The sequence below is a fragment of the Alishewanella tabrizica genome (genome assembly GCF_014652375.1).
Lineage (GTDB): Bacteria > Pseudomonadota > Gammaproteobacteria > Enterobacterales > Alteromonadaceae > Alishewanella > Alishewanella tabrizica.
The window spans coordinates 120941-146986 of sequence record NZ_BMYR01000005.1 but is presented as its reverse complement, the minus strand read 5'-3'; the positions used below and the strand labels follow the sequence as shown (position 1 = coordinate 146986).

24 protein-coding genes are annotated in these 26046 nt (G+C 46.8%); 8 read left to right on the top strand and 16 right to left on the bottom strand.

From position 1 onward, the window contains the following. Positions 1–97: 97 nt before the first annotated feature. The gene (locus IE070_RS07350) at positions 98–544 is read left to right on the top strand and encodes a hypothetical protein (protein ID WP_189482006.1); all 447 of its coding nucleotides are present in this window, start codon (positions 98–100) and stop codon (positions 542–544) included. Positions 545–713: 169 nt separating this feature from the next. Here IE070_RS07350 and IE070_RS07345 read toward each other — a convergent pair whose 3' ends face one another. Together IE070_RS07345 and ggt are read right to left on the bottom strand one after the other, a co-directional pair. After that, on the bottom strand, positions 714–1457 hold the full coding sequence (locus IE070_RS07345; protein ID WP_189482004.1) for an enoyl-CoA hydratase-related protein: 744 nt from the start codon (positions 1455–1457) through the stop codon (positions 714–716). Between the two features lie 18 nt (positions 1458–1475). Beyond that, entirely contained in the window at positions 1476–3260 is a 1785-nt protein-coding gene (gene ggt, locus IE070_RS07340) for a gamma-glutamyltransferase (RefSeq protein ID WP_189482003.1), read from the bottom strand. A 69-nt stretch (positions 3261–3329) separates the two neighbouring features. Between ggt and rrtA the strand changes: the two genes are divergently transcribed. Then, positions 3330–3947 (top strand): rhombosortase, encoded by a 618-nt coding sequence (gene rrtA, locus IE070_RS07335; RefSeq protein ID WP_189482000.1) that lies wholly within the window; start codon positions 3330–3332, stop codon positions 3945–3947. Here rrtA and IE070_RS07330 read toward each other — a convergent pair. Genes IE070_RS07330 through IE070_RS07310 form a run of 5 tightly spaced genes read right to left on the bottom strand, consistent with a single transcriptional unit; the run spans position 3874 to position 8624 of the window. Beyond that, entirely contained in the window at positions 3874–4641 is a 768-nt protein-coding gene (locus IE070_RS07330; RefSeq protein ID WP_189481998.1) for a YdcF family protein, read from the bottom strand. The two genes, rrtA and IE070_RS07330, sit on opposite strands and share 74 nt — an antisense overlap. Continuing rightward, positions 4625–5947 carry an O-antigen ligase family protein gene (locus tag IE070_RS07325; RefSeq protein WP_189481996.1) on the bottom strand — a complete coding sequence of 441 codons (1323 nt, stop codon included), beginning with the start codon at positions 5945–5947 and terminating at the stop codon, positions 4625–4627. Before IE070_RS07325 ends, IE070_RS07330 begins: the two co-directional genes overlap by 17 nt. Next, complete coding sequence (locus IE070_RS07320; protein WP_189481994.1) at positions 5947–6840, bottom strand: glycosyltransferase; 894 nt, start codon at positions 6838–6840, stop codon at positions 5947–5949. The genes IE070_RS07325 and IE070_RS07320 overlap by 1 nt, the downstream gene beginning before the upstream one ends. 10 nt (positions 6841–6850) lie before the next feature. After that, positions 6851–7597, bottom strand: coding sequence for a WecB/TagA/CpsF family glycosyltransferase (locus IE070_RS07315; protein ID WP_189481992.1), 747 nt, complete (start codon positions 7595–7597; stop codon positions 6851–6853). Continuing rightward, positions 7590–8624, bottom strand: a complete 1035-nt coding sequence (locus tag IE070_RS07310; RefSeq protein WP_229796981.1) for a glycosyltransferase family 4 protein — start codon at positions 8622–8624, stop codon at positions 7590–7592. The genes IE070_RS07315 and IE070_RS07310 overlap by 8 nt, the downstream gene beginning before the upstream one ends. 206 nt (positions 8625–8830) lie before the next feature. Here IE070_RS07310 and wecA point away from each other — a divergent pair, with 206 nt between their 5' ends. From wecA to IE070_RS07295, 3 genes are read left to right on the top strand one after another with little or no spacing between them, the layout of a single operon-like run. Further along, positions 8831–9892 carry a UDP-N-acetylglucosamine--undecaprenyl-phosphate N-acetylglucosaminephosphotransferase gene (gene wecA, locus IE070_RS07305; protein WP_189481990.1) on the top strand — a complete coding sequence of 354 codons (1062 nt, stop codon included), beginning with the start codon at positions 8831–8833 and terminating at the stop codon, positions 9890–9892. Continuing rightward, positions 9889–11223 (top strand): flippase, encoded by a 1335-nt coding sequence (locus IE070_RS07300; protein WP_189481988.1) that lies wholly within the window; start codon positions 9889–9891, stop codon positions 11221–11223. The genes wecA and IE070_RS07300 overlap by 4 nt, the downstream gene beginning before the upstream one ends. After that, the gene (locus tag IE070_RS07295) at positions 11223–12386 is read left to right on the top strand and encodes a polysaccharide pyruvyl transferase family protein (RefSeq protein ID WP_189481986.1); all 1164 of its coding nucleotides are present in this window, start codon (positions 11223–11225) and stop codon (positions 12384–12386) included. The genes IE070_RS07300 and IE070_RS07295 overlap by 1 nt, the downstream gene beginning before the upstream one ends. A 92-nt stretch (positions 12387–12478) precedes the next feature. Here IE070_RS07295 and IE070_RS07290 read toward each other — a convergent pair whose 3' ends face one another. From IE070_RS07290 to IE070_RS07250, 9 genes are all read right to left on the bottom strand, one after another. Further along, entirely contained in the window at positions 12479–12778 is a 300-nt protein-coding gene (locus IE070_RS07290) for a DUF6482 family protein (RefSeq protein WP_189481985.1), read from the bottom strand. Between the two features lie 130 nt (positions 12779–12908). Further along, on the bottom strand, positions 12909–13352 hold the full coding sequence (locus tag IE070_RS07285; RefSeq protein ID WP_229796972.1) for a nuclear transport factor 2 family protein: 444 nt from the start codon (positions 13350–13352) through the stop codon (positions 12909–12911). 181 nt (positions 13353–13533) lie between these two features. Further along, positions 13534–14589, bottom strand: coding sequence for an RNA-guided endonuclease InsQ/TnpB family protein (locus IE070_RS07280; protein ID WP_189481983.1), 1056 nt, complete (start codon positions 14587–14589; stop codon positions 13534–13536). A 173-nt stretch (positions 14590–14762) separates the two neighbouring features. Then, entirely contained in the window at positions 14763–15521 is a 759-nt protein-coding gene (locus tag IE070_RS07275; RefSeq protein WP_189482211.1) for an SDR family oxidoreductase, read from the bottom strand. A gap of 208 nt (positions 15522–15729) precedes the next feature. Beyond that, positions 15730–16623 carry a 3-hydroxyisobutyrate dehydrogenase gene (gene mmsB / locus IE070_RS07270; protein ID WP_189481981.1) on the bottom strand — a complete coding sequence of 298 codons (894 nt, stop codon included), beginning with the start codon at positions 16621–16623 and terminating at the stop codon, positions 15730–15732. Positions 16624–16628: 5 nt separating this feature from the next. Further along, entirely contained in the window at positions 16629–17777 is a 1149-nt protein-coding gene (locus IE070_RS07265; RefSeq protein WP_189481979.1) for an enoyl-CoA hydratase/isomerase family protein, read from the bottom strand. A gap of 87 nt (positions 17778–17864) precedes the next feature. Beyond that, a complete protein-coding gene (locus IE070_RS07260) occupies positions 17865–19022 on the bottom strand; it encodes an acyl-CoA dehydrogenase family protein (protein WP_189481976.1) in 1158 nt (385 codons plus the stop codon). 137 nt (positions 19023–19159) lie between these two features. Beyond that, on the bottom strand, positions 19160–20656 hold the full coding sequence (locus IE070_RS07255) for a CoA-acylating methylmalonate-semialdehyde dehydrogenase (protein ID WP_189481974.1): 1497 nt from the start codon (positions 20654–20656) through the stop codon (positions 19160–19162). 232 nt (positions 20657–20888) lie between these two features. After that, positions 20889–22073, bottom strand: coding sequence for an acetyl-CoA C-acyltransferase (locus tag IE070_RS07250; protein ID WP_189481971.1), 1185 nt, complete (start codon positions 22071–22073; stop codon positions 20889–20891). Between the two features lie 262 nt (positions 22074–22335). On the opposite strand from IE070_RS07250, the gene IE070_RS07245 reads away from it, so the two are divergent. From IE070_RS07245 to IE070_RS07235, 3 genes are read left to right on the top strand one after another with little or no spacing between them, the layout of a single operon-like run. Beyond that, complete coding sequence (locus tag IE070_RS07245; RefSeq protein WP_189481969.1) at positions 22336–22761, top strand: MerR family transcriptional regulator; 426 nt, start codon at positions 22336–22338, stop codon at positions 22759–22761. Positions 22762–22804: 43 nt separating this feature from the next. Then, on the top strand, positions 22805–23974 hold the full coding sequence (locus tag IE070_RS07240; protein ID WP_189481967.1) for an isovaleryl-CoA dehydrogenase: 1170 nt from the start codon (positions 22805–22807) through the stop codon (positions 23972–23974). A 1-nt stretch (position 23975) separates the two neighbouring features. Then, positions 23976–25583 carry a carboxyl transferase domain-containing protein gene (locus IE070_RS07235; RefSeq protein WP_189481965.1) on the top strand — a complete coding sequence of 536 codons (1608 nt, stop codon included), beginning with the start codon at positions 23976–23978 and terminating at the stop codon, positions 25581–25583. Positions 25584–26046 lie beyond the last annotated feature (463 nt).

Here is a 26046-nt window from a genome sequence, read left to right as displayed (position 1 = left end):
TTACCCTAAAAAGGCTGCTTTTAGCAGCCTTTTTCTTTACAGCAGGTCTAAAACCGCCCACAATTATTAGTAATTATTCTACGATCAAGAATTACTAATGCCATTATTAAAACTCATACCGCTTTTTTTGTTGTTTCTAATCAGCGCCTGCGACAATAATTCGCAAGTGAATGCCCAATTCGGCACGCCCGAAAACATTGCGGGTGAGTTCTTTCATGCCATTTATAATGAAAAAGATCTTAGCAAAGCTAAAAGCATGAGCACCCCGGAGTTTGCGAGTTTACTGAGCTCTTATGGTACGGCCCGCCAAGCGGGTCGTATTTTATTTAACATGAATTTTGATAAAGTCACGGTCAACGTTAATCGCAGCGGGCGCAATTTACGCGAACAGTATGATAATGAAGCGAGAATACAATTAATGCTTGATGGCGAGTTTGATAACAAACGGATCCAAGAAACGCGCACAGTAGTGTTGGTAAAACACCGTACTTCATGGCGGGTAAAAGAAGTTGAAGCCGATAAATTTAGCTCTTCCATTCGTTAAACAGGTAAACCGCGGTTTTAAACTGGGTTTACCTGCTACTGATCGCCACCTTATTATTTTATCTAAATTGCGTCATCTACATTGCGTCATCTAGATTACGTGAGCTAAGCGGCTAAACATCGCGCCAAGCCGCTTATCATAACCCTACTGACACACCTAATCCTGGCAGCTAGCGTTTACTAAAAAAGGCCTTAAGCTGCTGCTGGCAGTGATCACTTTGCAGCAACTGCTGAAAATCGACTAATTCATCAGCGATCACCTGTTTTACCTGCTGGCGCTGCGGGGCCTTTAATAAGGCTTTACTGCGCTGGACCGCATCAGAGGGCAAAGCGGCCAGCTGCTGCGCTTTTTTCGCGGCATAAGGCAACAAATTTTCTGCTGAAAGCACCTCATTGACCAAACCAAATTGGTGTGCCTGCTCTGTTGTAAATGGTTCGGCTAATAACAAATATTGTGCTGCGCGTTGATAACCGGCAATGTGTGGCAATAACAAACTTGAACCCGCCTCTGGACATAGACCAAGCAAAGTAAACGGCATTTGAAACCGGCAGGCTGGCGCCGCATACACAAGATCACAATGTAATAATACCGTGGTACCAATACCTATGGCTAATCCTGCCACCGCAGCCACAATGGGTTTTGGAAATGCGGCAATAGTGTATAAAAACCGTACTACCGGATGGGCGGCATTCAACTCCCCCGCCGAGAGAAAATCGGCTAAATCGTTACCACTGGTAAAACAGGCCGTTGAACCCTGTAGTAACACAACGTTAATCTGAGGATCGCTTTGCGCCTGTTCAAGGGCCAAGGTTAATTCACGGTACATGGCTAAATTTAAGGCGTTTTTTTTGTCTGGTCGATGCAAACTAAGGGTTAATACCCCATGCTGAACCGAACGGATAATCTCTTGCATATTGACTGACCTACTCGTTTAAAACCCACTGACTTTGCCTTCACGCCGCGGATCCGCTGCGCCCTCTAACAGGCTCTCTTTTACTTCAATAGCATGTAAACCGCTATTTAGATCTTGTACCCTCACGTCATATCCCATCGCAGATAATGCGGCTTGCAGTTCAATTAAATCGGTGCCAGCCTCTAAGGCTAAATAATCATTACGATGGGTATGCCGTGGTAAATTCAACGCCTGCTGTACATCCATTTGCCAATCCAGTACAGCGACTAAACTTAACGCAACATAGTTAATGATACGACTACCGCCAGGTGAACCTATAACCAGTTTTAGCTGCTTGTCAGCGTCAAATACCATAATCGGTGCCATGGAGCTGCGAGGCCGCTTGCCACCCTCAACACGGTTGGCTACCCATAGATCGCCTTCACGAGGTGTTAAGCTAAAGTCTGTTAATTGATTATTTAATAAAAAACCATTTACCATCAAGCCTGAGCCAAACACATTTTCAATACTGGTTGTCATACTTACGGCATTGCCTGCTGCATCAACTATCGATAAATGACTGGTATTAGGAAACTCAATTGCAGGGGCTGCGGCTAGAGGTTTAGCGCCCTGCGGTAACCCTGCCGAATGAGTTTGATCCTTAACGCTAATCAGTGCGGCACGTTGTTGTAAATAATCCGCATCAAGCAAACCTGCTACCGGCACCGTGCTAAACGCAGGATCAGCTACATAATGATCTCTATCGGCAAAGGCTAAACGTGCCGCTTGGCTGAATAAATGGACTGTTTCTGCACTACGTGGCGTCATTTCAGCTAATGGAAAATGCGCTAGGATCCCCATCATTTGCAATACAGCGATCCCTCCAGAGCTCGGTGGTGCCATTCCACAAATATGATACACCCGATACGGAATACAAATGGCTTCACGCTCGTAGGCCCGATACGTCGCTAAATCGGTGAGCGACAAGGTGCCTGGATTAATCGCCGCCTGTTGCACTGCTTGTACCATCGCTTGGGCATTCGCACCTTCATAAAATGCACTCACACCTTCTGCCGCAATACGCCGCAAGAGCGCGGCATAATCAGGGTTTTTCAGCACCTTACCCGCTGCTAAAGCTTCGCCAGCTGGGTAAAAAAACGCTTTAGCCGGTGATAATTGCGTTAATCCTTGATTCCAGCGCATTGCCAGCTGCTTTGCGGTACGCTCACTCACTGGAAAACCTTGCTCGGCGAGCTGGATGGCTTCGCTAAACAAATCGGCCCAAGGCAGGTTGCCATAACGCTGATGTGCATCTGCCAAAGCGCGTAATACCCCCGGCACGCCTACCGACTTACCGCCAACATATGCCTCGCGCCAACTCATCACCTGGCCGTTATCAGCAAATAAATAGGGGCCCGCCGCGGCAGGCGCGGTTTCTCGACCATCAAAGGTGGTTAACTCTTGCTTATCTGCCTGCCAATGCAGAATAAAGGCTCCGCCACCGATCCCTGAGCTTTGCGGCTCTACCAAACCTAACACCAATTGCGTTGTAATAGCCGCATCAATCGCACTGCCCCCTGCTTGCAAAATACGTTGGCCAGCGTCAGACGCTAACGTATGGGCCGCCGCTACCATAGCCTTGGGATACCGCGTCAATTGTTGCGTTTGTAAGCCTGTTGCCGCTTCAGGCTCGCGAGTTTCTTGTGCAATCGGCGTAACGGGTGTTGCCGCCTGCAACGGACTCACGACGATAAAAGGTAGCGATAAGGTCGCTAGTAAGAGATAACGTGCAGAATAGCCAGAAACGTGAAGATATCTTTTCATTGTGAAGACTTTCCTTATAATAGCGCCTTAACACCCTAACCAGTTACAACCATAAGATCAACCGGCGCTATGCTCAGTGTATCAATAAAACCGTATTTACCTTATCTGTGTTTGGCGGGTTTAGCTGGGCTGCTGTATTTGAGTCCCGCGTTTATCCAAACTACGTTGGAATATGATCGTACTGCCTTAGCGCAAGGACAAATATGGCGCGTCATCAGCGGACATTTAATCCATAGTAATTTTTATCATCTGTTAATGAATCTGATCGGACTGATATTAATTATGCTCATTTATGCTCCGCTTAGCCAACGGCTTGCCTTAGGCTGGCAATGGGTATTACTCAGTCTCAGCACCAGTGCCAGTTTATGGCTATTCTCCGACGATATCAGTGTCTATGTTGGCATGTCAGGTGTATTACATGGCATCCTTTGCTTTGGCGCCATTCTGGATTTACGACAGGGTTTTCGCACGGGTTATCTTATTTTAGCGGGCGTCGCGGTAAAACTTATTGTCGAACAGGTTAACGGCCCAGACTCTGCGCTAGCAGCACAAATTGCGGCGAATGTCGCCATCGATGCACACCTTTATGGCGCACTCGGTGGCATGATATTGGCTATGGTGTGTTTTTATCAGACACCACGCCCGTTAAACGTGCACCGCCAAACCGATAAACCGCATAACTCATAAACTCTGCAGTTAACTTACTGTAAAAATCTAAGTTCGTAAGATTAATCGTAAACAAGCAGTTTAACGTACAATTCACTGGCCGAAACGTTTGGGTGCTTACCGCGCCCACTGTCGCCGTAAAATGATGCTGTGCTAGCAATTTACTCACTCGCCAACTGTGAAAATCACTGGTAATAAAACGATAATAGCGCGTTTTATCTAAGCGTTGCGCCAAGCTGGCAAATTCTTGGTAGGTGTTATCACCGGCATCAAAGCAATCGATCACCGTTTGCTCACTGCGCTGACGCAAATAATCCAGATAAGGTTGGCAATACCGTGTCGTGATCAACACGGCAGCAGGGGCGTTAGGGTGCTTGGATAACTCGCTGACTAATACATTCAGACGGGCCGATGCGCAGGCAGGTAATTGCGCTGCCGAACCACCACACCCCAAAACAACATAGAGGGCAGGCATATCAGTAGAAATCGCGCCCTCTTGTGGCATAGCCAAGATTGACATTGGCTGCTCGCTGAGCTTTTGTGTGTTCTGACTATACCAATGCCGCACCTGATTGGCTAAAAACGTATTTCCTACCAAATAATAAAACAGTAATAAAAACCATAGCCCCTTTTTTTTGTAGCATATACACGCTAACAGCAAACCATAAAACAACAGATTATGCGGATACAAAAAGGGTTCAAGCAGGTCTTTCATCTGTGACGTCCTTTGTTACAAGCTTAACGGGAACCATCACAGATAGCCTGTAAGCATGGTGCGCCACAACGGCGCCATTAATCAGCGCCCATGGCAACCAAAGCATGCCAGACGTTAACACGTGGCCAGCAAATAATGAAACCAGTAACAACAAGGTGTTAAGCAACAATACAGGTGCAGCAACCGGGGTAAAAGCCAAGCGGCTTAGCACGGTTAATAGCAAACGCCAAAAGGTTAATACGTAAAGCAACACGCCGGCTAGACCATAGAACAATAAAAAGTCGAAGAGATCGATTTCAATAAAGTATTTTTTTAATAACCATTGCACGCCACCCTGTCCCACACCAAACAGCTGCAACCACTCTGGATAATACTCGGCTACCGCCGTAAAGTTACGTTGTAAATAATAATCGCGAGACGACAAAATAATGCCAGCAATACCGCGTTGTTGATAAGCAAACTGTAATTTATCGTAAATACCCACCCACTGTAATAAGGCCGTCAGGTTCATTAATACACCAAACACCAAAGCCACGCCACAGCCCAAAAGTAGCATACAGGCACGCCAGTGCCGACGATAAAAATGGCGAGGGGTAAGTAATAGCGGAACCAAGACAATTAATAACAAGGTGCCAAATAATCCGGTTTTTGTCAGCATTAATCCTGCCATCGTCAAGGACGTAAAACTTACCAAGGGATAACACCAACGTTTACACTGCCACGTTAAAGTTAAGAGCCAACAGGTTAATACCAACAACAATGCAGATAGCTCATTCGTTGAGATAAAAAACCCTTTTATGCCCAAAAATCGCTGTGCCACTTCATCCATCGGCTGATAGGCGGTACCGCCAAAACCGGCCAACCCAAAAAGCACATTCACAACAAGAACCATATAACTGGCAAGCACAAACCGATTTACCCAGCGGATATACGCTTCAGGATCTTGCATGGCGCGCGCTGAAAAAAAAGCAAGCGCTAACAAAAAAGCCCCAGCTTTAGCCACCAATTGCACATCCTGCCAAGGCAATGGCAAATCGCTCGTTAGGCTTACATACACCGGGCCAAGCAGCATCAAGGCCATTAGGCCCAGCGGCGCATAAAATGCTCGTCGACAATCTGGCCAACCCAGTATGACAATACCGATCAGTAGTATCCCTTTTACTGCCGCAGCTAGCCCAAAACTGCTACCAAAGGTGTACCATAATACCCCATTTAACCAATCGAGCAGGATCACGCAAAAGGCCAACACCAGAAAGGCTTGCTCTGCCTTGGCACGGTTTACCCATGTTGAAATAGGAATCATCATTATTTTTTAAATAATCCACGCACGCCTTTACTAAACAATCGGATCCGCAGCTGACTTAACCCTGCCAATTTGTGCTTTACGTAATAGCGCCATTTTAACGTGACTAAGCCATACCGACATGCGCTTAAAAAAGCGTTTAAACTCAATGGCTGTTGTTGCATCGTCAGTCGATAAAACATTTGATTTTGTAAATTACGCTCACTCATCAATGGCCGGTGTTTAGCCACAAACTGCTGATGTGCATCCATCCGTTTTGGGGAGTTGGTAATTCGCCCAAGCTCGTGCCCAACATTCACTTTGTAACTGGCCTCAGCAATACGCAGCGCAGGACCAAACGCAGCAACCACCCTAACCCACATATCATAATCCTGAAACGCAGCCAAGTCGGTATCAAAGCCCGCTAATTGCAACATCCGCTCACGTTTTACCAAAGCTTGATTAGACAGGGTATGCAAATCAAGTAATTCCGATAAACTTACGGCCCGCTCTTGCGCAAATAAGGTTTTCTTTACCGAACCATAATCCCAAATATAGGCAGAGCACACACAACTGTACTTGTCATCATAGGCAGCAAAGAGCTGACTTAAACGTTGCGGTAAAAACTCATCATCGTCGTCAATCCCCGTTACAAATTCGCCTTTAGCCACGGTAATGGCACGATTGCGGGCAGCACAAGCACCTTGCCCGGTTTCCTGGCGTAGAATTGTCACGCGATTATCAGCACCATAACGCGCGGTTAAAACGGCTTGGGTATCATCTTTAGACGCATCATCAACTACGATCAACTCAAGATTGGGATAATCTTGAGCAAGTACTGAATCAATAGCACGGCAGGCCATTTGTGCCCGATTATACGTAGGCATGTAAACACTAATTAACGGGTATTGCGACATGCGACGCTCCTTAAATTTTGCCCGTCAGATACCACCACAGGTATCTCACTAGCCGTAACTGCCGACCGATTCGACTGGGCTGTAACACTAAACGGTAGGCCCATTCTAAATTCAACTTACACCATAGTTCAGGTGCCCGTTTTACATTGCCCGTAAACACATCATAAGTACCGCCTACGCCCATGTAAAAGCAATCTGGATGCTGCGCTTGTATGCGTTTAATCAATAACTCTTGCTTGGGTGAGCCCATGGCAACACTGACGAACCGAGCGCCACTGTGTTTAATGGCTGCGATCAGCGCAGCTTCATCTTTAAAGTAGCCATCTGTCGCCCCAACCACGGGCGTACCTTGAGCAACCAATTTAGCCTGAGTTTGCGCTAACACCTCGGGTTTGGCACCCACTAAATAAACGGGCACCTGATACGTTGCAGCACGCAACATCAACGCCTGCCATAATTCACAGCCTGGGATACGCTGAACTTTACGATCAAGCCGCTTGCGCATCACCTTGACCACGCCTATACCATCAGCATAACGAATATCCGCTTGGCGGATCACCTCTAGAATGGCCGGGGTTTCCATCGCAGTGAGTATTTTCTCTGGATTGATGGCAATAGCCGAACCCGCAAATACGCTGCCATCCTCTTTTAAAATAAACGCGAGCAATTGTGTCATATCATCGAAAGCCGACACCTGTACCGGACCAATGGTCACTTCGGGTATCGCTGCTAAAGGAGAATTGGGTAAATTAACCATGAAAAAGATCCTGATAAAGTTGGCGCAACGTAGTGGCCACCTTGGGTAATAACACGGGTTCAGCCTGCCGACGGCAAGCCTGTTGCATTAGCTGATAATCCTCAACAGGTAATGCCAATATCTGCTGAATAGCCTGAGTAAACTGCGCAATTAAAACGGATTCGTCCTGTTGCGATGCGACACGATAGCCCGTAACGTTTGAAAATACTTGAGCACGCGCGCCATCGGTATCTGTTGCTACAACAGGTGTATAACACGCCATGGCTTCAGCCATCACTAACCCAAAAGACTCGTTACGCGATAAATTAATAAAACATCGACTGCGTTGATACCATTCTTGCAAAGCTTGAGTAGATTGCGCGCCCACCAACGTTAAACCAGGGTACTGCTTAGCGGCTTCTTGTAAGGTCGCTAACCAGGGCCCGGTTCCCGCCACGACAATCCGGTACGGTGCTAACGTTGGAAGCATGGTGATTAAACGATCCATCCCTTTATTTTTGTCCAAGGTGCCTACGTACAAAATATCAACATCTTTTTCACTGAAGGCGCGTGGTGTGCAGGTGGCAAACTGTCCCTGAATGCCGGCTGACAGGATCTGCTGCTTAGCGGGTGCGAAAAATAACTGCTGGCGTAAGCTTTCACTGGTAAACACCCACGCCTGTACCTGCTTTGCACACCATTGGTACAATTGACTCGGCGGTTGATAATGGTAAATGTCACTGCCATGGCAGGTGACCACAATTTTAACCTGCCGATGACGCAAGGCGCGGTATAATAACGCCAGCCATATTGTAGGGTAAAAAAAATGCACATGAATAATGTCGTAACGTTGGCGACGCAGCACAAACCGCCAAAAAAAATCCAAGAAAAACACGGGATACTTTAAAAGTCTGTTCAGCAAAGAGTCACCATGCCAACGCATATAATGGTAATCAGCAGCTTGCCCTTGACCCTGTAATTCAGTCACTTGGTTTGCCACAAACTGCCCTTGAAAAGGTGCTGAAGGTTTAGGCCCCATATTGGTCACTATTAGCAAAGCGGGATTTTCCTTGGCCACGTTAACGCGCTACTCCGATAAAAAGGCAATATAATGCCTAAAAAGATAATATTTAGAAACTATTAGCCTTAGCTAGTCGTTTATTTTGTTACTTAGCATTATCATTACAGCAAGTTTCAGCTGACGCTTAGCTGAATAAACGCCACTTGGGCAAAACTGATAAAAATGAATTCGTTATGACATCTCAACTGTTTTTAATTGTCTCTGCATTTGGCTTTTGCTTACTCGCTATTTTAGCGTTTTATCCGTTATCGCAACGGGTGGGATTAGTCGATATCCCAAAAGGCCGTAAACAACATCAAGGCGCCATTCCGTTAATAGGCGGATTATCGGTATTCAGTGGCTTGGCGGTGTCCTTAGCTTTCTTTGCCCCCGATGCCCTTCATCCAACTTATTATCTGTTATTGGCTGGAGCAATTGTCATCCTGGGCGCTTTTGATGATTATCTCGATCTTAGCGTGAAATTACGTTTGGCGATACAGCTAAGTGTGGGCTTAGGTATGGTCTATGCCTTAGATCTGCATCTGGCCAGCTTAGGTAATTTGTTTGGTTTTGGCGAAGTCACTTTAGGGGTATTAGGGATCCCGGTGACCCTAATTGCAGTGATTGCCGCCATTAATGCGTTTAATATGACTGACGGTATTGATGGCTTAGCAGGCATGCTCAGTTTGGTCAGTTTTGTAGCTATTGCTGGATTTATGCTGCTATGGGGGCAACCGGAACAAGCCCTTTTACCGATGACATTGATTTGTGCATTACTGCCTTATCTGGCGTTTAACTTGCATTTGGTCCCGGGTAAAAAGATTTTTATGGGCGACGCCGGCAGTATGTTAATTGGCTTATCGGTGATTTGGTTACTGATCATTGGCACACAAAGTGAAACCTCCAGTTTTCGCCCAGTTACTGCATTATGGTTAATTGCTATCCCCCTAATGGATATGGTTGCCATCATGCTACGAAGGATTTTAAAGGGACAATCCCCTTTTCAAGCAGACCGCGAACATTTGCATCATATTTCGCTTCGCTTAGGCCTAGATCCCCGTGAATCGCTGACATTAATTACCGCACTGGCGTGTATTTTTGCCTGTATTGGCGTTATTGGTGAATACTTGATGATCCCCGATGTGGTGATGTTACTGCTGTTTGTTATGGTATTCGCGGGTTACATTTTTTTACTGCAAAATATTTGGCGCATTTTATCGCAGATACGACGTCGCATGCTGCGGAGTCCAAAATGAATTTTATCAAGAAACTGCTGATGGCCCGCGCCTCGGCCATGCTGGGTGATAAACTCGTTAAGCTCGCTTCAGGGGCAGTACTGACCATCTTTGTAGCACGCATGCTCGGGGCCAGTGAGCTGGGGATCTTTTCGATTGTGATGGCATGGAGCGCGTTTTTAGTGCCTATAACCAGCATGGGCTTAAACAATTTAGTCGTTAAACAAATGACCAAATTGCCCAGTGGCCAAGAGGCCATGACAATGCTCTATACCGCTGTCAGTATTCGCTTAGGATTAGGCTTGCTTGGCGGCGGCGTGATGCTTGGCTTATTTTATCTGCTAAACCCGCAACTGTTTACCGGGCATCTTAGTTATGCCATTCCCTTGTTATTTATATTACAAGCCTTTTTTGGCTTTTTACTGTTTGAGTTTTATTTAAACTATCAAGGTACATTTCGAAGCCCAGCCTACGTTAAATCGATTATTTCCTTACTGAGCTTTGCAATGAAGTTGTGGCTATTGTACCAAGGCTTCGGTATTGCCAGTCTTTTGCTGATCACCGGCATTGAGTTTTTTATTGTCGGTATGGCGCAATATCTACTGTATCGTCGCAAGCATCAACCTTACAAAGACGAAACACAGCTTTGGCCTGCCTATCATCCCCGTTATTTTAACTGGCAACATGCGAAACAATTACTTAAGCGCTCTTCTTGGCTTTGGCTGTCGGGTATTGTTTCTGTTATCTATTTAAAAATTGATATTGTGATGCTGGGTAGCATGGCAGGAACCGAGCAAGCCGGTATTTATGCCGCAGCCAGTCGATTATCTGAGCTTTGGTATGTGTTTCCAGCCACCCTTGCCGTACGCTATTATCCCGATATGTTAAAAGCCTATGAAAAAAGCTGGAACGGTTATCTGCTCAAACTACGCCGCTTTGCCCTGCTGTTTTTTAGTGCTGCCTTGGCTATTGCGGTGATCATGACGCTAACGGCAGAATGGATTGTTTTATTACTGTTTGGGGACGCCTTTAACGATGCCGTTACGGTGCTGCGGATCCATATTTGGGCTGGCTGCTTTATTTTTATCCGTTATTTAATCGGCCAACATTTAGTGATCACCGAACAAGAGCCGCTCTCTCTGCTTAGCCACGGTATGGGCGCGTTAATTAATGTCTTGCTTAATCTCTGGTGGATCCCACAATATGGTATTGTTGGTGCGGCTTGGGCAACCTTAATTTCATACGCTTATGCTTCCTTTTTCTTCTTGTTTTTTGCCAAAACAACGCGCAGCCATTTATGGCAATTGCTTAAGGTAAAAAAATCGGCAACGACACATAACGGAAACCTATAATGACCAAACCTTATTTTGTAGAAATTAAAGGCGTACAATTTCGCAACAAAGGCGCTTATTTAATGTTACTCGCGTGCTTGCAAGGTCTCAAAGCCAAAAGTCAGCCTTTTGAACTGGTTTTATCACCCGGACCAAACCTGCCCTATCCAGAACGCGCACGCCATGGTGCTTGGCAAAAATTGGCTTTTCGTCGCAAAGGGATTGATGCAACAGGGCTATTGGGCAAACTGCCAGCATCGCTTCGCAACCTCTTTAAACGCTATGGGATGGTAACCGAGCGCGATATCGATCTGGTTCTGGAAGCCAGCGGTTTTGCTTATGGCGATCAATGGCCCCTGACTTTTTTGCAAAATACGGCGAAAGAAGTCGTTCGTTTTGGTAAAGCAGGTAAACCCTTTATTTTTATGCCACAAGCTTTTGGGCCTTTTACGTCTAAAGCCAGTCAAGCGGCGATGCGCGATATTATTAACCATGCTCGACTTATTTTTGTCAGAGATCCGGTATCGCTGCGCCATTTACAAAGCTGTGTAGACGTATTACCAGAACATGTGATTTTAACCCCCGACTTTACTGTGGGGCTAAGCCCAGTGGCTAACGCGGAAGTCCCATCACTCGACATGCCTTTTGCTGCTTTGATACCAAATTCTAAAGTCGTATCAAAGTACAATCATGCGAATGCAGAGGCCATGCGGCAACAATATGTTACTGCTTTTGCTGCGGCCGCCGATTACCTGACGGTATTGGGGATCCAACCCGTACTGGTGAATCATGAAGGCAAAGAAGATGCCGAGCTCTGTGCTGAAATTGCCGCGCTTTCACCTTGTGGTCTGGTGCAAATTGAAGATCCGCTTGCCGTAAAAGCCTTTATTGGCAAAGCTGAGTTGGCGGTCAGTTCGCGCTTCCACGGCGCAGTAAATGCTCTGAGTCAGGGAGTCCCTTGTATCGCGACCAGTTGGAGCCATAAGTATCACGCTATGATGAGTGACTTTGGGATGGGTGAGTATTGTGTAGAAGACTTATCGGAAGACACCTTACTGGCCGCGTTGGCAAATTTACTTGAGCAACAAACCGAATTAACGGCTGAAGTAAAAACGCGAGCTACACGTTTAAAACAACAAAACAAACTGATGTGGCAACGGTTGTATCACAGCATAGGCTGGTAATTTATAAAACGGCACGTGCAATTCGAGCACGTGCCATCAAACTCACAAAATTTGTTTATCCTGCCTTAAACACTCGTTGCTGATAACGTCGGCTAGTTAAAACAAATAGGCAATTTCAGGGTGTTATCTGTTTTTTCGGGGCCACCACACATCTCGTCATACGCTGATTGGTGAACTAACCACGCGTTTCTAACTGTGCAATCGCTTAATGATTGCTTCACTTGTTCAACACTGTGGAAATGCTGTGGCTGATTGCTGTCGTTGACGATAAACCCTTTACGGCCATCAAAATCAGCTTCAACGAGATATAATCCCATTTCGTACGAATGCACCGTAAGCTCGTCAATACGAACATCTTGATGATTTAAATGGGCAAGGCGGTGATGTGGCATAGTGCTACTCCAACATTATACAATTAATAAAGCTGGGAAAAGCCCAGTGGCTTACTACGATAATTGTGATGTAATTTGCTACGTTTTATTTTCGTTAAGCGATCTGTTATCTGAGCTGTTTAATTTCATATTACTCTGCCAAACGCGTCGCTTGCCAGTTAACCGCTTGCCATTTACCCTTCCGTTTAATAAAAGTACCGCTGTTTAGAAAACGTAACGTCTCGCTTGCAGATTGGCCTACTAAAGTAAACGCAACAACGGCCGTATCGCCATAGAGCATGATTTGCAGATCGTCACTGTGATAACGCATACTGATTTCTTCTGGCGCTAACTCACCACGCCCATTCACACTTGCCATCAGTTCCGCTTTTCCAAAACGCTTTCCTGCTGAACTGGTGTAAATTAATTCGTCGGCCCAATAGTTGTTGTGAACAACCGGATCATTTCGTGTGGCGCCGTCTAAAAACTCGGCGAGCGCTGCGGTAAGCTCGGCTTTGTCATCTGCAACTACCTGACCAGACCATCCTAAACCGCACACTAATAACAGTAACGTTAACATTTTCCAACGTATCATTTTTATTCTCCGTTTATGCTTTTTTCAGATAGATGCCTTTTTAAAAGCTCACTGTATCGAGGCTAGCGTTTCTATTCTCAGGTTCGTATTCTTGCGCTTATATCCTTGCGTTTTTTACGCGATTTTTTTTAGTACTTAAGTTTTAGGTTTAATAAACCCTAAATTTGACATCCTCCCCGTCCTAAAGGACGGGGATTCCTCCTGCGAGACGCTGATGCCCCAGCGCGAGAATGTTCTTTGCGGCGTTAATGTCGCGGTCATGATGAGTACCGCAGTCATGACAAGTCCATTCTCTTATTCCAAGTCCTGGTCTACCTTTCAGACTGCTGTGGCGTGAGCCACAGCGCGAACAGGATTGGGTAGTATAGGCTTCGTTGATGCTCTGATAGACAATACCTGCGTGAGCGCATTTATATGCCAGCATAGTCCTCAGCAAGCCCCATCCTGCATCTAAAACCGATTTTGCCATCTTGGTTTTAGTGAGTTTAGTGCTTGATACATCACCTATGAATATGGCCGCATTTTCATTCACGAGCTTACGGCTGTATTTATGTAATTTATCTTTGCGGCGGTTTTTTATTTTCGCGTGTATCGCCTTTACACGGCGTTTCTTGCTGGCGCGTTGCGCCAGTCCTAATTTAGCTTCCAACGTGCGGTAGTCACGGCTAGGGACACTTACACCGTTAGAGTCGGTAGCAGTAGCCTTACAGCCTAAGTCGATACCGACACTGGCAGTACCCGTTGATTGCGTTGTGTCAACTTCAACGACAACATTGAAATACCAGCGGCCTCTGGTATCTTCGGAGAAGGCGGCGGATTTAAACGTATAGCCAGAAAGTCCGTAGCTATCCCATACCTTATAATATTGCCTGTTAAAATAGACTTGACCGCTTTTGAAGCAGGCAGCGCCAGATTTAATGGGGATCCAGCCTAGCGAGCGTTTAGTACCATCAGACTTGCGCCAGCGAAGCTTAGCTTTCTTAAATTGCTTTCGGCGTGTCACGTACTCTTTAGAGACTTCCTGAACGGTTTGGCTATGCAAGCCTAAGTCTTTAGCGCAACCGTTAGTATATTTCTGAATGTCGAAGTCGGATAGAAAGCGGCCATGCTCACGAATATTCCGCGCACTTAATTCATTGACATAATTCCATACAAAGTTCACCTGCCGTGCTTGCGCTGACAGGGCTTTAGCGTGCTTATCACGCACACGAACTTGGAGTGTTTTGGTCGCTTTCATACTGTTAATTTATACAGCATTATTGCTGTTGTCAATCTTATGCCGCTTCGCGTCATGCGCTATCCATCCCCGCCCTAAAAGGACGGGGCATTACGCGCAGTTTTGGTAATAAGAAATCCGTACAAAAAAATCAGCACCAAAAACCAGCATCAACAACGTGATGCCGCTAGCACCTAAAACGCAATACCACCATCAATCTCGACCACTCTACCCGTAAAGAAATCGTTTTCAAAAATATACTTTGCAGTATGCGCTATTTCAGCAGCTTCGCCTAAACGACCCACTGGCTTCATTTTCTCCAAGCGCTCGCGTGCTTCCGGTTTCATCGCATCAGTCATAGCGGTACGAATCACCCCTGGAGCAATCGCGCCCACGCGAATGCCATAACGTCCTAACTCACGTGCCCAAGTTACCGTCATCGCGACTACACCCGCCTTCGACGCCGCATAGTTCGTTTGGCCCATGTTACCGGCGCGGGCAACGCTAGACATATTGATAATAACGCCCTTACGTCCCTGTTTAACCATCAGCGCAGCGGCTTCGCGGCCACAGAGGAACACGCCAGTTAAATTCACATCAATCACCGATTGAAATTGCTGCAATGGCATCTTCGCAACCAATTCGCCGTCTTTCACCTTTAATAACAAACCATCACGCAAAATACCGGCATTATTAATTAAGCCATCAATACCGGTAAAATCGCTATCGATCTGCGCAAAAGTGGCTTCAACCTGCGCTTCATCCGCCACATTCGCCACATAGGTATGTACCTTAGTCAGTACCGCTAACTCAGTGGCCGCCGCCGCTAATTGTTCATTATTCATATCAATCAGCGCCAATTGCGCGCCTTCGGCTGCACACATCCGCGCCATTTCCAGACCTAAGCCTTGAGCACCGCCGGTAATAACTATGGTTTTATCTTTTAAGTTCATAATATTTTTCACTTAATCCTAATATCGACAAACACTTAATGCATTCGTAACTGTCGACGAGTAATAATTTAAGCGCACTCGGTGTCAGCGAGGAGGCGTATGTACTTTTTTCTGAGACGGCCATGGATGGCCGTAGTGGAGCCCCAGAGATGGTTCACGGCGTGTCTCAGAAAAAATGTACGGAGCCTCAACGCGATTCGAAGAAAAATTACCCTACACTCTTATCAAAGGCATTAAAAATACTGGAAAAATCCAGCTTTCCATTGCCAGCACGCTGATGTGACACATACATATTCCGCGCTAACGCACCCAAAGGTGTGCTACTCCCGCTCTGCAATGCCGCCTCTAGCGCTAACCCTAAATCTTTCACCATCAAGTCCACCATAAAGCCCCCCTGATAGCCATTTGACGAAGGCACATTGGGCAATACATCTGGACACGGATTATACAATTCTAAAGTCCAGTTACGGCCAGAACTCTTCAGCATAATATCAGACAGCACCTTTGGATCTAGGCCGTTATCGATGCCCATTTGCAACGCTTCCGACGTTCCAACCATAAGGATACTTAACAGCATATTGTTACAAATCTTCGCCACTTGGCCTGCACCCATGGCACCTGCGTGAAACAGGTTCTTACCCATATGCGCCAGCACGGTTTTCGCGCGCTCAAAATCCTGCTCGCTGCCGCCAACAATAAAGGTTAAGGTGCCTGCTTTAGCGCCACCAACGCCACCTGAAACAGGTGCATCAATAAAAGCAATACCCTGCTGCGCGAGAGCGTCGCCCAATTTACGCGCACTTTGCGCATCAATAGTAGAGCAATCAATAACCAGCGCATCTTTGTTGATCTGATTCACAATACCTTGTTCCCCAAGGTATAAGCCCAATACATGCTTTGCCGCAGGCAGCATTGAAAGTATAAACTCGGCACCGTTTACGGCATCGGCAGCAGAACTTGCAACCACTGCGCCTTCCGCTTTCAGCTGTGACAAAGCTGCTACCGATAAATCAAAAACCGTTACATCATGCCCGGCTTTAATTAAATTGATGGCCATAGGGCCACCCATATTTCCTAGTCCAATAAAGGCGACTTTTGCCATGGTATTTATCCTTTTAACTTACCCAGATCACTAAGTGGATGTTGTGCGGCAGACCAAGGTGAATAAAACAGCTCATCGATAATGTGAACAGGCACGGTGTTAACGTCTGGATATAACCATTTAGGGAGCAAATCCTTATCAATAAGTAACGCTCTTACCCCTTCTTGAAATTCCCCCAGCTTCGCACACTGCACACTTAATCCCAGTTCTAAACGAAAGCTATCAGCCAGAATTTTCGTTTGCCCCAATTGCAACAAACGGTAAACAATATGTGCCGTTATCGGGCTACCATAACGTAGCGATTCTTTGGCTTTAAGCAGCCATTTATCCTCGCCAGGTATGGCATATATCGCCTCTATTACAGCAGGCAAATTGGGCTTTAGAGCAATATCAGTGATAGCTTCTTGATGCACTCTAATTTGACTGAGCGGCATTTGGGTGCGACACCCTTGCTCTTGCTGACGTAACACGTCTGATAACTTCTGATGATTTAACGCAACAGTATCGCCCCATTTCACCTGAAGCAGTTTATCGACGACTTGTGCTTTTTGTTCATGACAAATAAAGACATCTGCCAATCCAATAAAACGCGCATCTGCGGCGTTAATTGAGGCACCCGTTAACCCTAAAAACAAACCGCATCCTGCTGGCATACGATTTAAAAACCAACTGGCACCAACATCAGGATATAAACCGATAGCCATTTCCGGCATCGCAATGCGACTGGAAGTCGTAACCACACGGTGAGAAGCGCCGGCCATCAAACCAAGCCCGCCCCCCATCACTATCCCGTTGCCCCACACCAGCACCGGTTTATCAAACGTATGTATCAGATAATCAAGCCGATATTCTTTTGTGAAAAAGGTTTCAACATACGGCTGAAACGTATTGGGCTGATCTTTCATCGCCTGATAAAGATCACGAATATCCCCACCCGCACAAAAAGCGCGATCGCCCGCGCCTAGTAATAACACCATCACGATGGCGTTATCCTGCTTCCAGGCTTGCAATTGCGGTAGCAGCAATTCCACCATGGGCAAACTTAGGGCATTGAGTGACTTTTCGGAGTTTAGCGTGGCAATGGCAATTTTTTTACCATTGGCTGCGGTAAGTTCTTCAAACAGCACCACCGCAGTTGTAGATGTTTCAAGCATAGGGTTTCCTTATAATTTACTGCTAACTCAAGCAGCACTTAGCAGCGGCAAAGACGCTGCTAAGTTTAACCTTGCTTTGTGACAAACTTACAGAATTTCGCCAGCAGCCGCATCCAATAAGCGACGACCAATGATCAAACGCATGATCTCGTTAGTCCCTTCCAAAATCTGATGCACTCGTACATCACGGAAGTGCCGCTCCAGCGGATATTCTTTAATATAACCATAGCCACCGTGCAATTGTAATGCCTGATCACACACAGTAAATCCGACGTCCGTGGCAAAACGTTTTGCCATTGCACAATAAGCCGTCGCTTCAGGATCATCGTTATCTAATTTAAACGCCGCTAATCGCACCAACTGCCTGGCGGCCACTAACTCAGTTGCCATATCGGCGAGTTTAAATTGTAAGGCTTGAAACGCCGCCAGCGGCTTACCAAACTGCTGCCGCTCAAGCATATAGTTACGCGCCGTATTCAATGCTTGCTGCGCAGTACCAATCGAACAAGTAGCAATATTAATGCGACCGCCATCTAAGCCTTTCATGGCAAAACTAAAGCCCTGCCCCTCGTTACCCAGTAACGCACTGGCAGGAATACGCACATCTTCAAAAGTCACTAAACGGGTTGGTTGCGCATTCCAGCCCATTTTTTCTTCTGCTTTACCGTAGATAACGCCAGCAGTATCAGCGGGAACTACAAAGGCAGAGATGCCCTTTGGTCCGGCTTCCCCAGTGCGAGCCATCACCACCAGCACTTCTGTGGCGCCTGCACCTGAAATAAACATTTTGGAGCCGTTTAACACATAATAGTCACCGTCTTTACGCGCACTGGTGCGTAAACTGGCTGCATCCGAGCCTGAGCCTGGTTCAGTTAAGCAATAAGAGGCCAACTGCTCACCGCTTACCAGCGAAGGTAACCAGGTGTTTTTTACTGTCTCGGTGGCGTAACTGGCAATCATCCAGGTAGCCATATTATGAATGGTCAACATGGCCGTTGTCGCCGTGCATCCCATGGCTAAATATTCAAATATGATGGATGAATCTAAACGAGACAAGCCTAAACCACCAGCCTCTTCCGGGGTATATAACGAACAAAAGCCGAGTTCACCCGCCTTTTGTATCACCTCTTTCGGAAAATAATGCTCACGATCCCAGCGGGCAGCATGGGGAGCGAGTTCTTGCTCTGCAAATTGGCGCGCCACATCGACAAAGGCTTGTTGATCTTCAGTGAGATTAAAATTCATGCTCAGATTTCCTATACTACCTTTATGAAAACAACCAGTAGGCAATTTATCACTAGCAAAACGGGCGACGACAAAGCTGCAAATTTTTAGGAGTTTGTCTTTACTTTCGCCGCCGCCACGCCTGCCCCTGTCACCGGTTAACGCAAATTGATTGACATGTTCGGGCCTGAAACCGCGATATCATCATCAAACCAACGTGCTGTAATGGTTTTTGTTTCAGTATAAAAACGCACCGCTTGCTTACCATAAGCATGCTGATCACCGTAGAAAGACCCTTTCCAACCGGTAAATGAGAAGAATGGCAGGGGGACTGGGATAGGTACATTAATCCCGACCTGACCCACTTCCACATTATGCTGGTACTTGCGTGCTGCGGCGCCGCTAGCGGTAAAGATAGCCGTACCATTACCAAAGGGGCTGGCATTAACCAGCTCAATGGCTTCTTGCAATGAGTTAACTGTCATGGTGTTAAGTACAGGACCAAAGATTTCTTGTTTGTAAATTTCCATCTCGGTGGTGACATTGCTAAAGACCGTTGGACCCACCCAGTTACCTTTTGGATAACCTTCGACCTCACAGCTTGAGCCATCTAACAAACAGGTCGCGCCTTCTTTTTTGCCCTGATCGATGAGCGACATTACCCTTGCTTTGGCTTGCGGGCTAATTTGCGGGCCATAAGCTGCATTGGGATTACTGTAATGACCAGGTCCAACTTTACCAATGGCCGCAGCCACTTCTGGGATCCACTCAGCAGCGCTGCCGACAAAGACCGCGACTGAAATGGCCATGCAGCGCTGACCCGCTGCACCCACTGACGCGCCAACTAACGCATTGATAACCTGCTGTTTATTGGCATCAGGCATAATAACCATATGGTTTTTCGCGCCAGCAAACGCTTGAACGCGTTTTAAATTATCGGTACCTGTTTTGTAGATGTATTGACCCACATTGACCGAGCCGACAAACGAAATGGCTTTAATATCGGGGTGATGTAAAATAGCGTCAACTTGTTCTTTCGCGCCATGGACTACTTGCAACACCCCTTTTGGCGCACCTGCTTGCACAAACAGCTCAGCCAATTTGTTCACCGTCATCGGATCTTGCTCAGACGGTTTTAAAATAAAGGTATTACCACAGGCAATCGCCAGCGGGAACATCCACAGTGGGATCATGGCTGGGAAGTTAAACGGTGTAATACCGGCACACACGCCTAGCGGTTGAATATAGCTATAGGTGTCGATACTGCGTGCCACGTTTTCAACGGTCTCACCCATCATCAATGAAGGAATGTTGGCAGCTTGTTCTACCACTTCGATACCACGCCAAACATCGCCTTTAGCGTCTTCGACGGTTTTACCAAGCTCTTCACAAATTATGGCAGCAATATCTGCCTGATGATCTTTGAGTAATTGTGCGTAACGCATCATTAAACGCGCACGCTCAGACACTGGCACTTCCTTCCACGTTTGAAAGGCCGCTTTAGCAGAAGCGATAGCCTGTTGCATCTCGGCAGCCGTCGCGCAAGGTACCTGAGCAATAATTTCTTGCGTCGCTGGATTGGTTACGGGGATAAGTTTGTCACTGTTTGAATGAACAAATTCACCATCGATAAAAAGTTTAACCTGTTGAGTCATGAATGTATCTCGTTAGCTATGTGAGTTTAAACGGTTAGCCGGCCCTTAATAATTATTGTGGTAAGGCCGGCGCCGTTACCTGTCCCTCTTGTCCTGATAACACGGTATGCAGAACTAAAGGTTTGCCCCGTCTTTGCGGGTTCTATCACGCGGCGCTTCTCCCCAACCGCTTAGTGTTTAACGTGGAACGCTAATATGTTTTTTAAAAACGTCTAAATAGCCAACTGGCGTGTTAAATAACTTCTACTGCCAGGGCAACGGCTTCGCCACCCCCAATACACAATGACGCCACACCGGTTTTTAGGCCGCGCTGGCGTAAGGCATGGATAAGTGTCACTAAAATACGCGCTCCAGAGGCACCAATAGGATGGCCTAAAGCACAGGCTCCGCCATTAACATTCACTTTCTGAGCATCTAGCCCAAGTTCATTAATGGCAAGCATGGTCACCATGGCAAAGGCTTCATTGATTTCCCATAAATCAACATCATCTTTTTGCCAGCCTGCTTTAGCCAACACCTTTTGCATAGCACCAACTGGTGCAACTGTGAATAACGCAGGCTCCATCGAATGGGTAGCATGCGCCACGATCCGTACTAAAGGCGTTAACCCTTGCGCTTTAGCATCGGCTTCTCGCATTAACACTAACGCTGCCGCACCGTCAGAAATAGAACTTGAATTGGCCGCAGTGATAGTACCGTCTTTGGCGAACGCTGGACGTAAGCTTGGAATTTTCTCAGGTTTAGCATTACCAGGCTGTTCATCAACACTGAACGTAACGTCACCTTTGCGCGTTTGAAAGGTCACCGGGGCAATTTCAGCAACAAAAGCACCACTGCTAATAGCCTGCTGCGCACGGGTTAATGAGGTCAACGCATAGGCGTCCATTTGCTCACGAGTGATGTTTTTATCGTTAGCAGTATCTTGAGCAAAACAGCCCATCGCCTTACCGTCGTAAGCATTTTCTAAGCCATCAAGCATCATATGATCTTTGATTTGACCATGCCCCATCCGATAACCACTACGGGCTTTATCGAGTAAATACGGGGCATTACTCATAGATTCCATTCCCCCCGCAACAACAACATCGGCACTACCAACTTGCAATAAATCCGTTGCCAGCATGACGGCTTTAAGACCTGAACCACATACTTTATTAATGGTTGTAGCGCCCGCACTAAGGGGTAAACCGGCTTTTAATGTGGCTTGGCGCGCAGGCGCTTGCCCTAAACCAGCGGGTAACACATTACCCATGATCACTTCATTTATGTGTTCTGGCGCGATACCTGCTGCGGCTACAGCCGCACGGATCGCTGTCGCACCCAACACGGTAGCATCAACATCAGCTAAGCCACCTACAAAGCCGCCCATGGCAGTACGTTTTGCTGCAACAATCACAACGGCATTTTGCTGATTCATTTTTTGCTCCCACATCGACATCTGGATTAATGCGAAAGAGACTACACCAAATTTACGTTTACGCCAACGTCAACATGCTACCACTATGGTAGTAGACTCGAAAAAAATTGCGCCCTTTTTACAAATTTAGCCGCTTTACTTGGCATGTTATCTTTACAAAACACACTTGCATCAGGCGGCAACCCTTGAAAACACCAGACCCCTGCTTTACCTTTACGTAAACTTCACTTATAGTTGCCAGCATTCAGTTGGAAGGCATGCCATGAAAGAAAAAGACGATAAAACCTACAGCATTAGCGAACTTTCGCGCGAATTTGATATCACCACGCGCAGCATTCGATTTTATGAAGATCAAGGCTTGCTAACACCACAGCGTAATGGTCAAACACGCATTTACAGTAAGCGTGATCGTGTAAGACTTAAACTTATTTTACGTGGAAAACGCTTAGGATTCAGTCTGGCGGAAACCGGTCAACTGTTCGAACTTTACGATGCAGATAAAAGTAGCGTTACCCAGCTTAGTACCATGCTTAAATTAATCGAGTTGAAAAAAGGTGAACTTCATCAGCAACTTGACGATATCAAAGTGGTATTAATGGAACTGGTAACTGTTGAAAAACGCTGCAGAGAGACGCTAAACGAAGCGCAACAACTCAAGAGCGCTACCTCAGCCTCTTCTTCCACATAATAAAAACACATTTGATTATCAACAACCAAGTAACGGGGTAAGTATGATTAGTACATATAAAGGTCTGAATTTCGACTTAGGTGAAACCGTCGATATGATCCGCGAGCAAGTTAACGCTTTTGCTCGCGAAGAAATTGCCCCGCGGGCCGCGCAAATCGATCATGATAACGCCTTCCCGAATGATTTATGGCGCAAATTTGGCGATCTTGGCCTGCTCGGTATTACCGTTGATGAAAAGTATGGCGGTTCAGGTTTAGGCTATTTAGAACATGTTATCGCGATGGAAGAAATTAGCCGAGCTTCGGCATCAGTCGCCTTATCTTATGGTGCCCACTCTAACTTGTGTGTTAACCAAATTTTCCGCAACGGCACTGAAGCCCAAAAACAAAAGTATTTACCTAAATTATGTTCAGGCGAGCATATTGGTGCCTTGGCGATGAGCGAACCTAATGCCGGTTCAGATGTGGTGAGCATGAAACTGCGCGCCGAAAAACAAGGCGATAAGTACATCCTTAACGGCAATAAAATGTGGATCACCAATGGTCCAGATGCCCATACCTATGTGATTTACGCAAAAACCGATGTTAATGCAGGCTCAAAAGGTATTACTGCTTTTATTGTGGAGCGGGGTTTTAAGGGCTTTTCGCAAGCACAAAAACTCGACAAGCTAGGCATGCGCGGCTCAAATACCTGTGAGTTGGTATTTGAAGACTGTGAAGTGCCAGAAGAAAACGTGCTGGGTCAAGTTGGCCGTGGCGTTCAAGTATTGATGAGCGGTTTAGATTATGAGCGCGTGGTATTAGCCGCTGGCCCACTGGGTATTATGCAAGCCTGTATGGATGTGGTGGTACCTTATATTCACGATCGTAAGCAATTTGGCCAATCTATTGGCGAGTTCCAACTGGTACAAGGCAAAGTAGCCGATATGTATACCCGGATGAACGCGGCACGCTCTTATGTGTATATGGTGGCGAAATCGTGCGATCGTGGGGAAACCACCCGTAAAGATGCCGCTGGCGTAATTTTGTATGCGGCCGAGCTGGCTACCCAAATGGCGCTGGATGCGATTCAATTATTAGGTGGCAATGGCTATATCAACGAATACCCTACCGGTCGTTTATTACGCGATGCCAAGCTGTACGAAATTGGCGCGGGCACTTCAGAAATTCGTCGTATGCTGATTGGCCGCGAGCTGTTTATCGAGTCGAATTAACATGACTAAACTTAACAGCAAGGTGAATCCTCGCAGCGAGGAGTTTCAAAAAAATGCCGCCGCTATGCAGGCGGTGGTGGATGATCTGAACAGCAAAGTACAGCAAATTAAACTGGGCGGCGGCGAAAGCTTGATCGCCCGCCACGTTTCGCGTGGTAAGTTGTTCGCGCGCGATCGGGTGCAAAAACTGCTTGATCCGGGCTCACCCTTTTTAGAAATTGGCCAGTTTGCCGCTTGGCAATGCTATGAAGATTACGTGCCTGCAGCCGGCGTAGTCGCTGGTATTGGCCGTGTTAATGGCGTGGAGTGCATGATCGTCGCTAACGATGCCACGGTAAAAGGCGGTACTTACTATCCGCTTACTGTGAAAAAGCATTTACGCGCCCAAGAAATTGCTGAGCGCTGCCACCTACCCTGTATTTATTTAGTGGATTCTGGCGGCGCGAACCTACAACGGCAAGATGATGTCTTCCCCGATAAGCTGCACTTTGGCCGCATCTTCTTTAATCAGGCCAATATGTCAGCCAAAGGCATTCCACAAATCGCCGCGGTAATGGGCTTGTGTACTGCGGGCGGTGCTTATGTGCCAGCCATGGCCGACGAGAGTATTATCGTCAAAGATCAAGGCACCATTTTCTTAGCCGGCCCACCGTTGGTAAAAGCCGCCACTGGTGAAGAAGTGTCTGCCGAAGAGTTGGGCGGCGCTGATGTGCATTGCAAAATCTCTGGTGTAGCCGATCACTATGCCTTAAACGATGAGCACGCCTTACAACTGGCGCGTAATGCCGTTTCACGCTTAAACCGCCCTGTACCAGCTCAGCTGCATGTTAAGCCAACTGAAGAGCCTTTGTACGACGCCAAAGAGTTATACGGCATTGTCGGCACCGACTTACGTAAACCTTTCGATGTAAAAGAAGTGATCGCGCGTATTGTCGATGGCTCAGATTTTGACGAGTTTAAACAATATTACGGCGCTACCTTGGTCTGTGGTTTTGCGCGCATCTTCGGCTATCCAGTGGGCATTGTCGCCAATAATGGGATCTTATTCTCTGAATCGGCACAAAAAGGCGCGCATTTTATTGAACTCTGTGCTCAGCGCAAAATCCCGTTGTTGTTCTTACAAAATATCACTGGCTTTATGGTCGGCAAAAAGTACGAAGCCGAGGGTATTGCCAAGCACGGTGCCAAGATGGTGATGGCAGTAAGCTGCGCCAAGGTACCGAAGTTTACGGTATTAATTGGCGGCAGCTATGGTGCAGGTAACTACGGCATGTGCGGCCGTGCTTATGATCCCACCATGATGTGGATGTGGCCGAATGCGCGCATTTCCGTGATGGGCGGCGAGCAAGCGGCTGGCGTAATGGCGCAGGTTACGAAAGATGGTTTAGCACGTAAGGGTGAAACTTTGTCGGCAGAGGCTGAAAAGGCGTTAAAGCAGCCGATTATTGAGCAGTATGAGCAGCAGGGGCATCCGTATTACGCCAGTGCGCGGCTGTGGGATGATGGCATTATTGATCCGGCACAAACACGGATGACGGTAGGCTTGGCGCTTGCAGCAGCATTAAACGCGCCGATTGAAGAGAGTCGTTTTGGTGTGTTTAGGATGTAGTTTTTAGCTATCGGATGCGTCAATCTTGAACTTGCTTCATTTGAAGTAAATGCAGATTTGAGATTGATGCAGCGCATTTTAATTGGGTGCAATTTAAAATCGGTAGCTTTTAATAGATCATTGTAACCGAAACGCTAGGCTGCTTGCGCTTCTATGAGTGAGATTGAATCGAAACGCCAGGCTGCTTGCGCTTCTATGAGTGAGATTGAATCGAAACGCCAGGCTGCTTGAAGCCGATATTGCACACAAAGACGCCTTGAACCCTTCCATGGGGGCTCCTGTCCGGCATCCATGCCGGACACGCTTTGTTTAGCAATATCGGCTCGCTGCCTTGCTGCATAAGTGTTATTTACTAACTCGCGGCAAGTTCAATATCAGATAATTGCTGTAGTTTTGTGGCGCACTCTGGGATGCACGACAATCGAACGAGGTGGTAAACGCATAGTACACTTTGACCGAGGGC

Excerpts from the sequence above, each read along its gene's own strand:
- IE070_RS07350 (WP_189482006.1), top strand. The coding sequence starts at position 98 with ATGCCATTATTAAAACTCATACCGCTTTTTTTGTTGTTTCTAATCAGC.
- IE070_RS07345 (WP_189482004.1), bottom strand. The coding sequence starts at position 1,457 with ATGCAAGAGATTATCCGTTCGGTTCAGCATGGGGTATTAACCCTTAGT.
- ggt (WP_189482003.1), bottom strand. The coding sequence starts at position 3,260 with ATGAAAAGATATCTTCACGTTTCTGGCTATTCTGCACGTTATCTCTTA.
- rrtA (WP_189482000.1), top strand. The coding sequence starts at position 3,330 with ATGCTCAGTGTATCAATAAAACCGTATTTACCTTATCTGTGTTTGGCG.
- IE070_RS07330 (WP_189481998.1), bottom strand. The coding sequence starts at position 4,641 with ATGAAAGACCTGCTTGAACCCTTTTTGTATCCGCATAATCTGTTGTTT.
- IE070_RS07325 (WP_189481996.1), bottom strand. The coding sequence starts at position 5,947 with ATGATGATTCCTATTTCAACATGGGTAAACCGTGCCAAGGCAGAGCAA.
- IE070_RS07320 (WP_189481994.1), bottom strand. The coding sequence starts at position 6,840 with ATGTCGCAATACCCGTTAATTAGTGTTTACATGCCTACGTATAATCGG.
- IE070_RS07315 (WP_189481992.1), bottom strand. The coding sequence starts at position 7,597 with ATGGTTAATTTACCCAATTCTCCTTTAGCAGCGATACCCGAAGTGACC.
- wecA (WP_189481990.1), top strand. The coding sequence starts at position 8,831 with ATGACATCTCAACTGTTTTTAATTGTCTCTGCATTTGGCTTTTGCTTA.
- IE070_RS07300 (WP_189481988.1), top strand. The coding sequence starts at position 9,889 with ATGAATTTTATCAAGAAACTGCTGATGGCCCGCGCCTCGGCCATGCTG.
- IE070_RS07295 (WP_189481986.1), top strand. The coding sequence starts at position 11,223 with ATGACCAAACCTTATTTTGTAGAAATTAAAGGCGTACAATTTCGCAAC.
- IE070_RS07290 (WP_189481985.1), bottom strand. The coding sequence starts at position 12,778 with ATGCCACATCACCGCCTTGCCCATTTAAATCATCAAGATGTTCGTATT.
- IE070_RS07285 (WP_229796972.1), bottom strand. The coding sequence starts at position 13,352 with ATGATACGTTGGAAAATGTTAACGTTACTGTTATTAGTGTGCGGTTTA.
- IE070_RS07280 (WP_189481983.1), bottom strand. The coding sequence starts at position 14,589 with ATGAAAGCGACCAAAACACTCCAAGTTCGTGTGCGTGATAAGCACGCT.
- IE070_RS07275 (WP_189482211.1), bottom strand. The coding sequence starts at position 15,521 with ATGAACTTAAAAGATAAAACCATAGTTATTACCGGCGGTGCTCAAGGC.
- mmsB (WP_189481981.1), bottom strand. The coding sequence starts at position 16,623 with ATGGCAAAAGTCGCCTTTATTGGACTAGGAAATATGGGTGGCCCTATG.
- IE070_RS07265 (WP_189481979.1), bottom strand. The coding sequence starts at position 17,777 with ATGCTTGAAACATCTACAACTGCGGTGGTGCTGTTTGAAGAACTTACC.
- IE070_RS07260 (WP_189481976.1), bottom strand. The coding sequence starts at position 19,022 with ATGAATTTTAATCTCACTGAAGATCAACAAGCCTTTGTCGATGTGGCG.
- IE070_RS07255 (WP_189481974.1), bottom strand. The coding sequence starts at position 20,656 with ATGACTCAACAGGTTAAACTTTTTATCGATGGTGAATTTGTTCATTCA.
- IE070_RS07250 (WP_189481971.1), bottom strand. The coding sequence starts at position 22,073 with ATGAATCAGCAAAATGCCGTTGTGATTGTTGCAGCAAAACGTACTGCC.
- IE070_RS07245 (WP_189481969.1), top strand. The coding sequence starts at position 22,336 with ATGAAAGAAAAAGACGATAAAACCTACAGCATTAGCGAACTTTCGCGC.
- IE070_RS07240 (WP_189481967.1), top strand. The coding sequence starts at position 22,805 with ATGATTAGTACATATAAAGGTCTGAATTTCGACTTAGGTGAAACCGTC.
- IE070_RS07235 (WP_189481965.1), top strand. The coding sequence starts at position 23,976 with ATGACTAAACTTAACAGCAAGGTGAATCCTCGCAGCGAGGAGTTTCAA.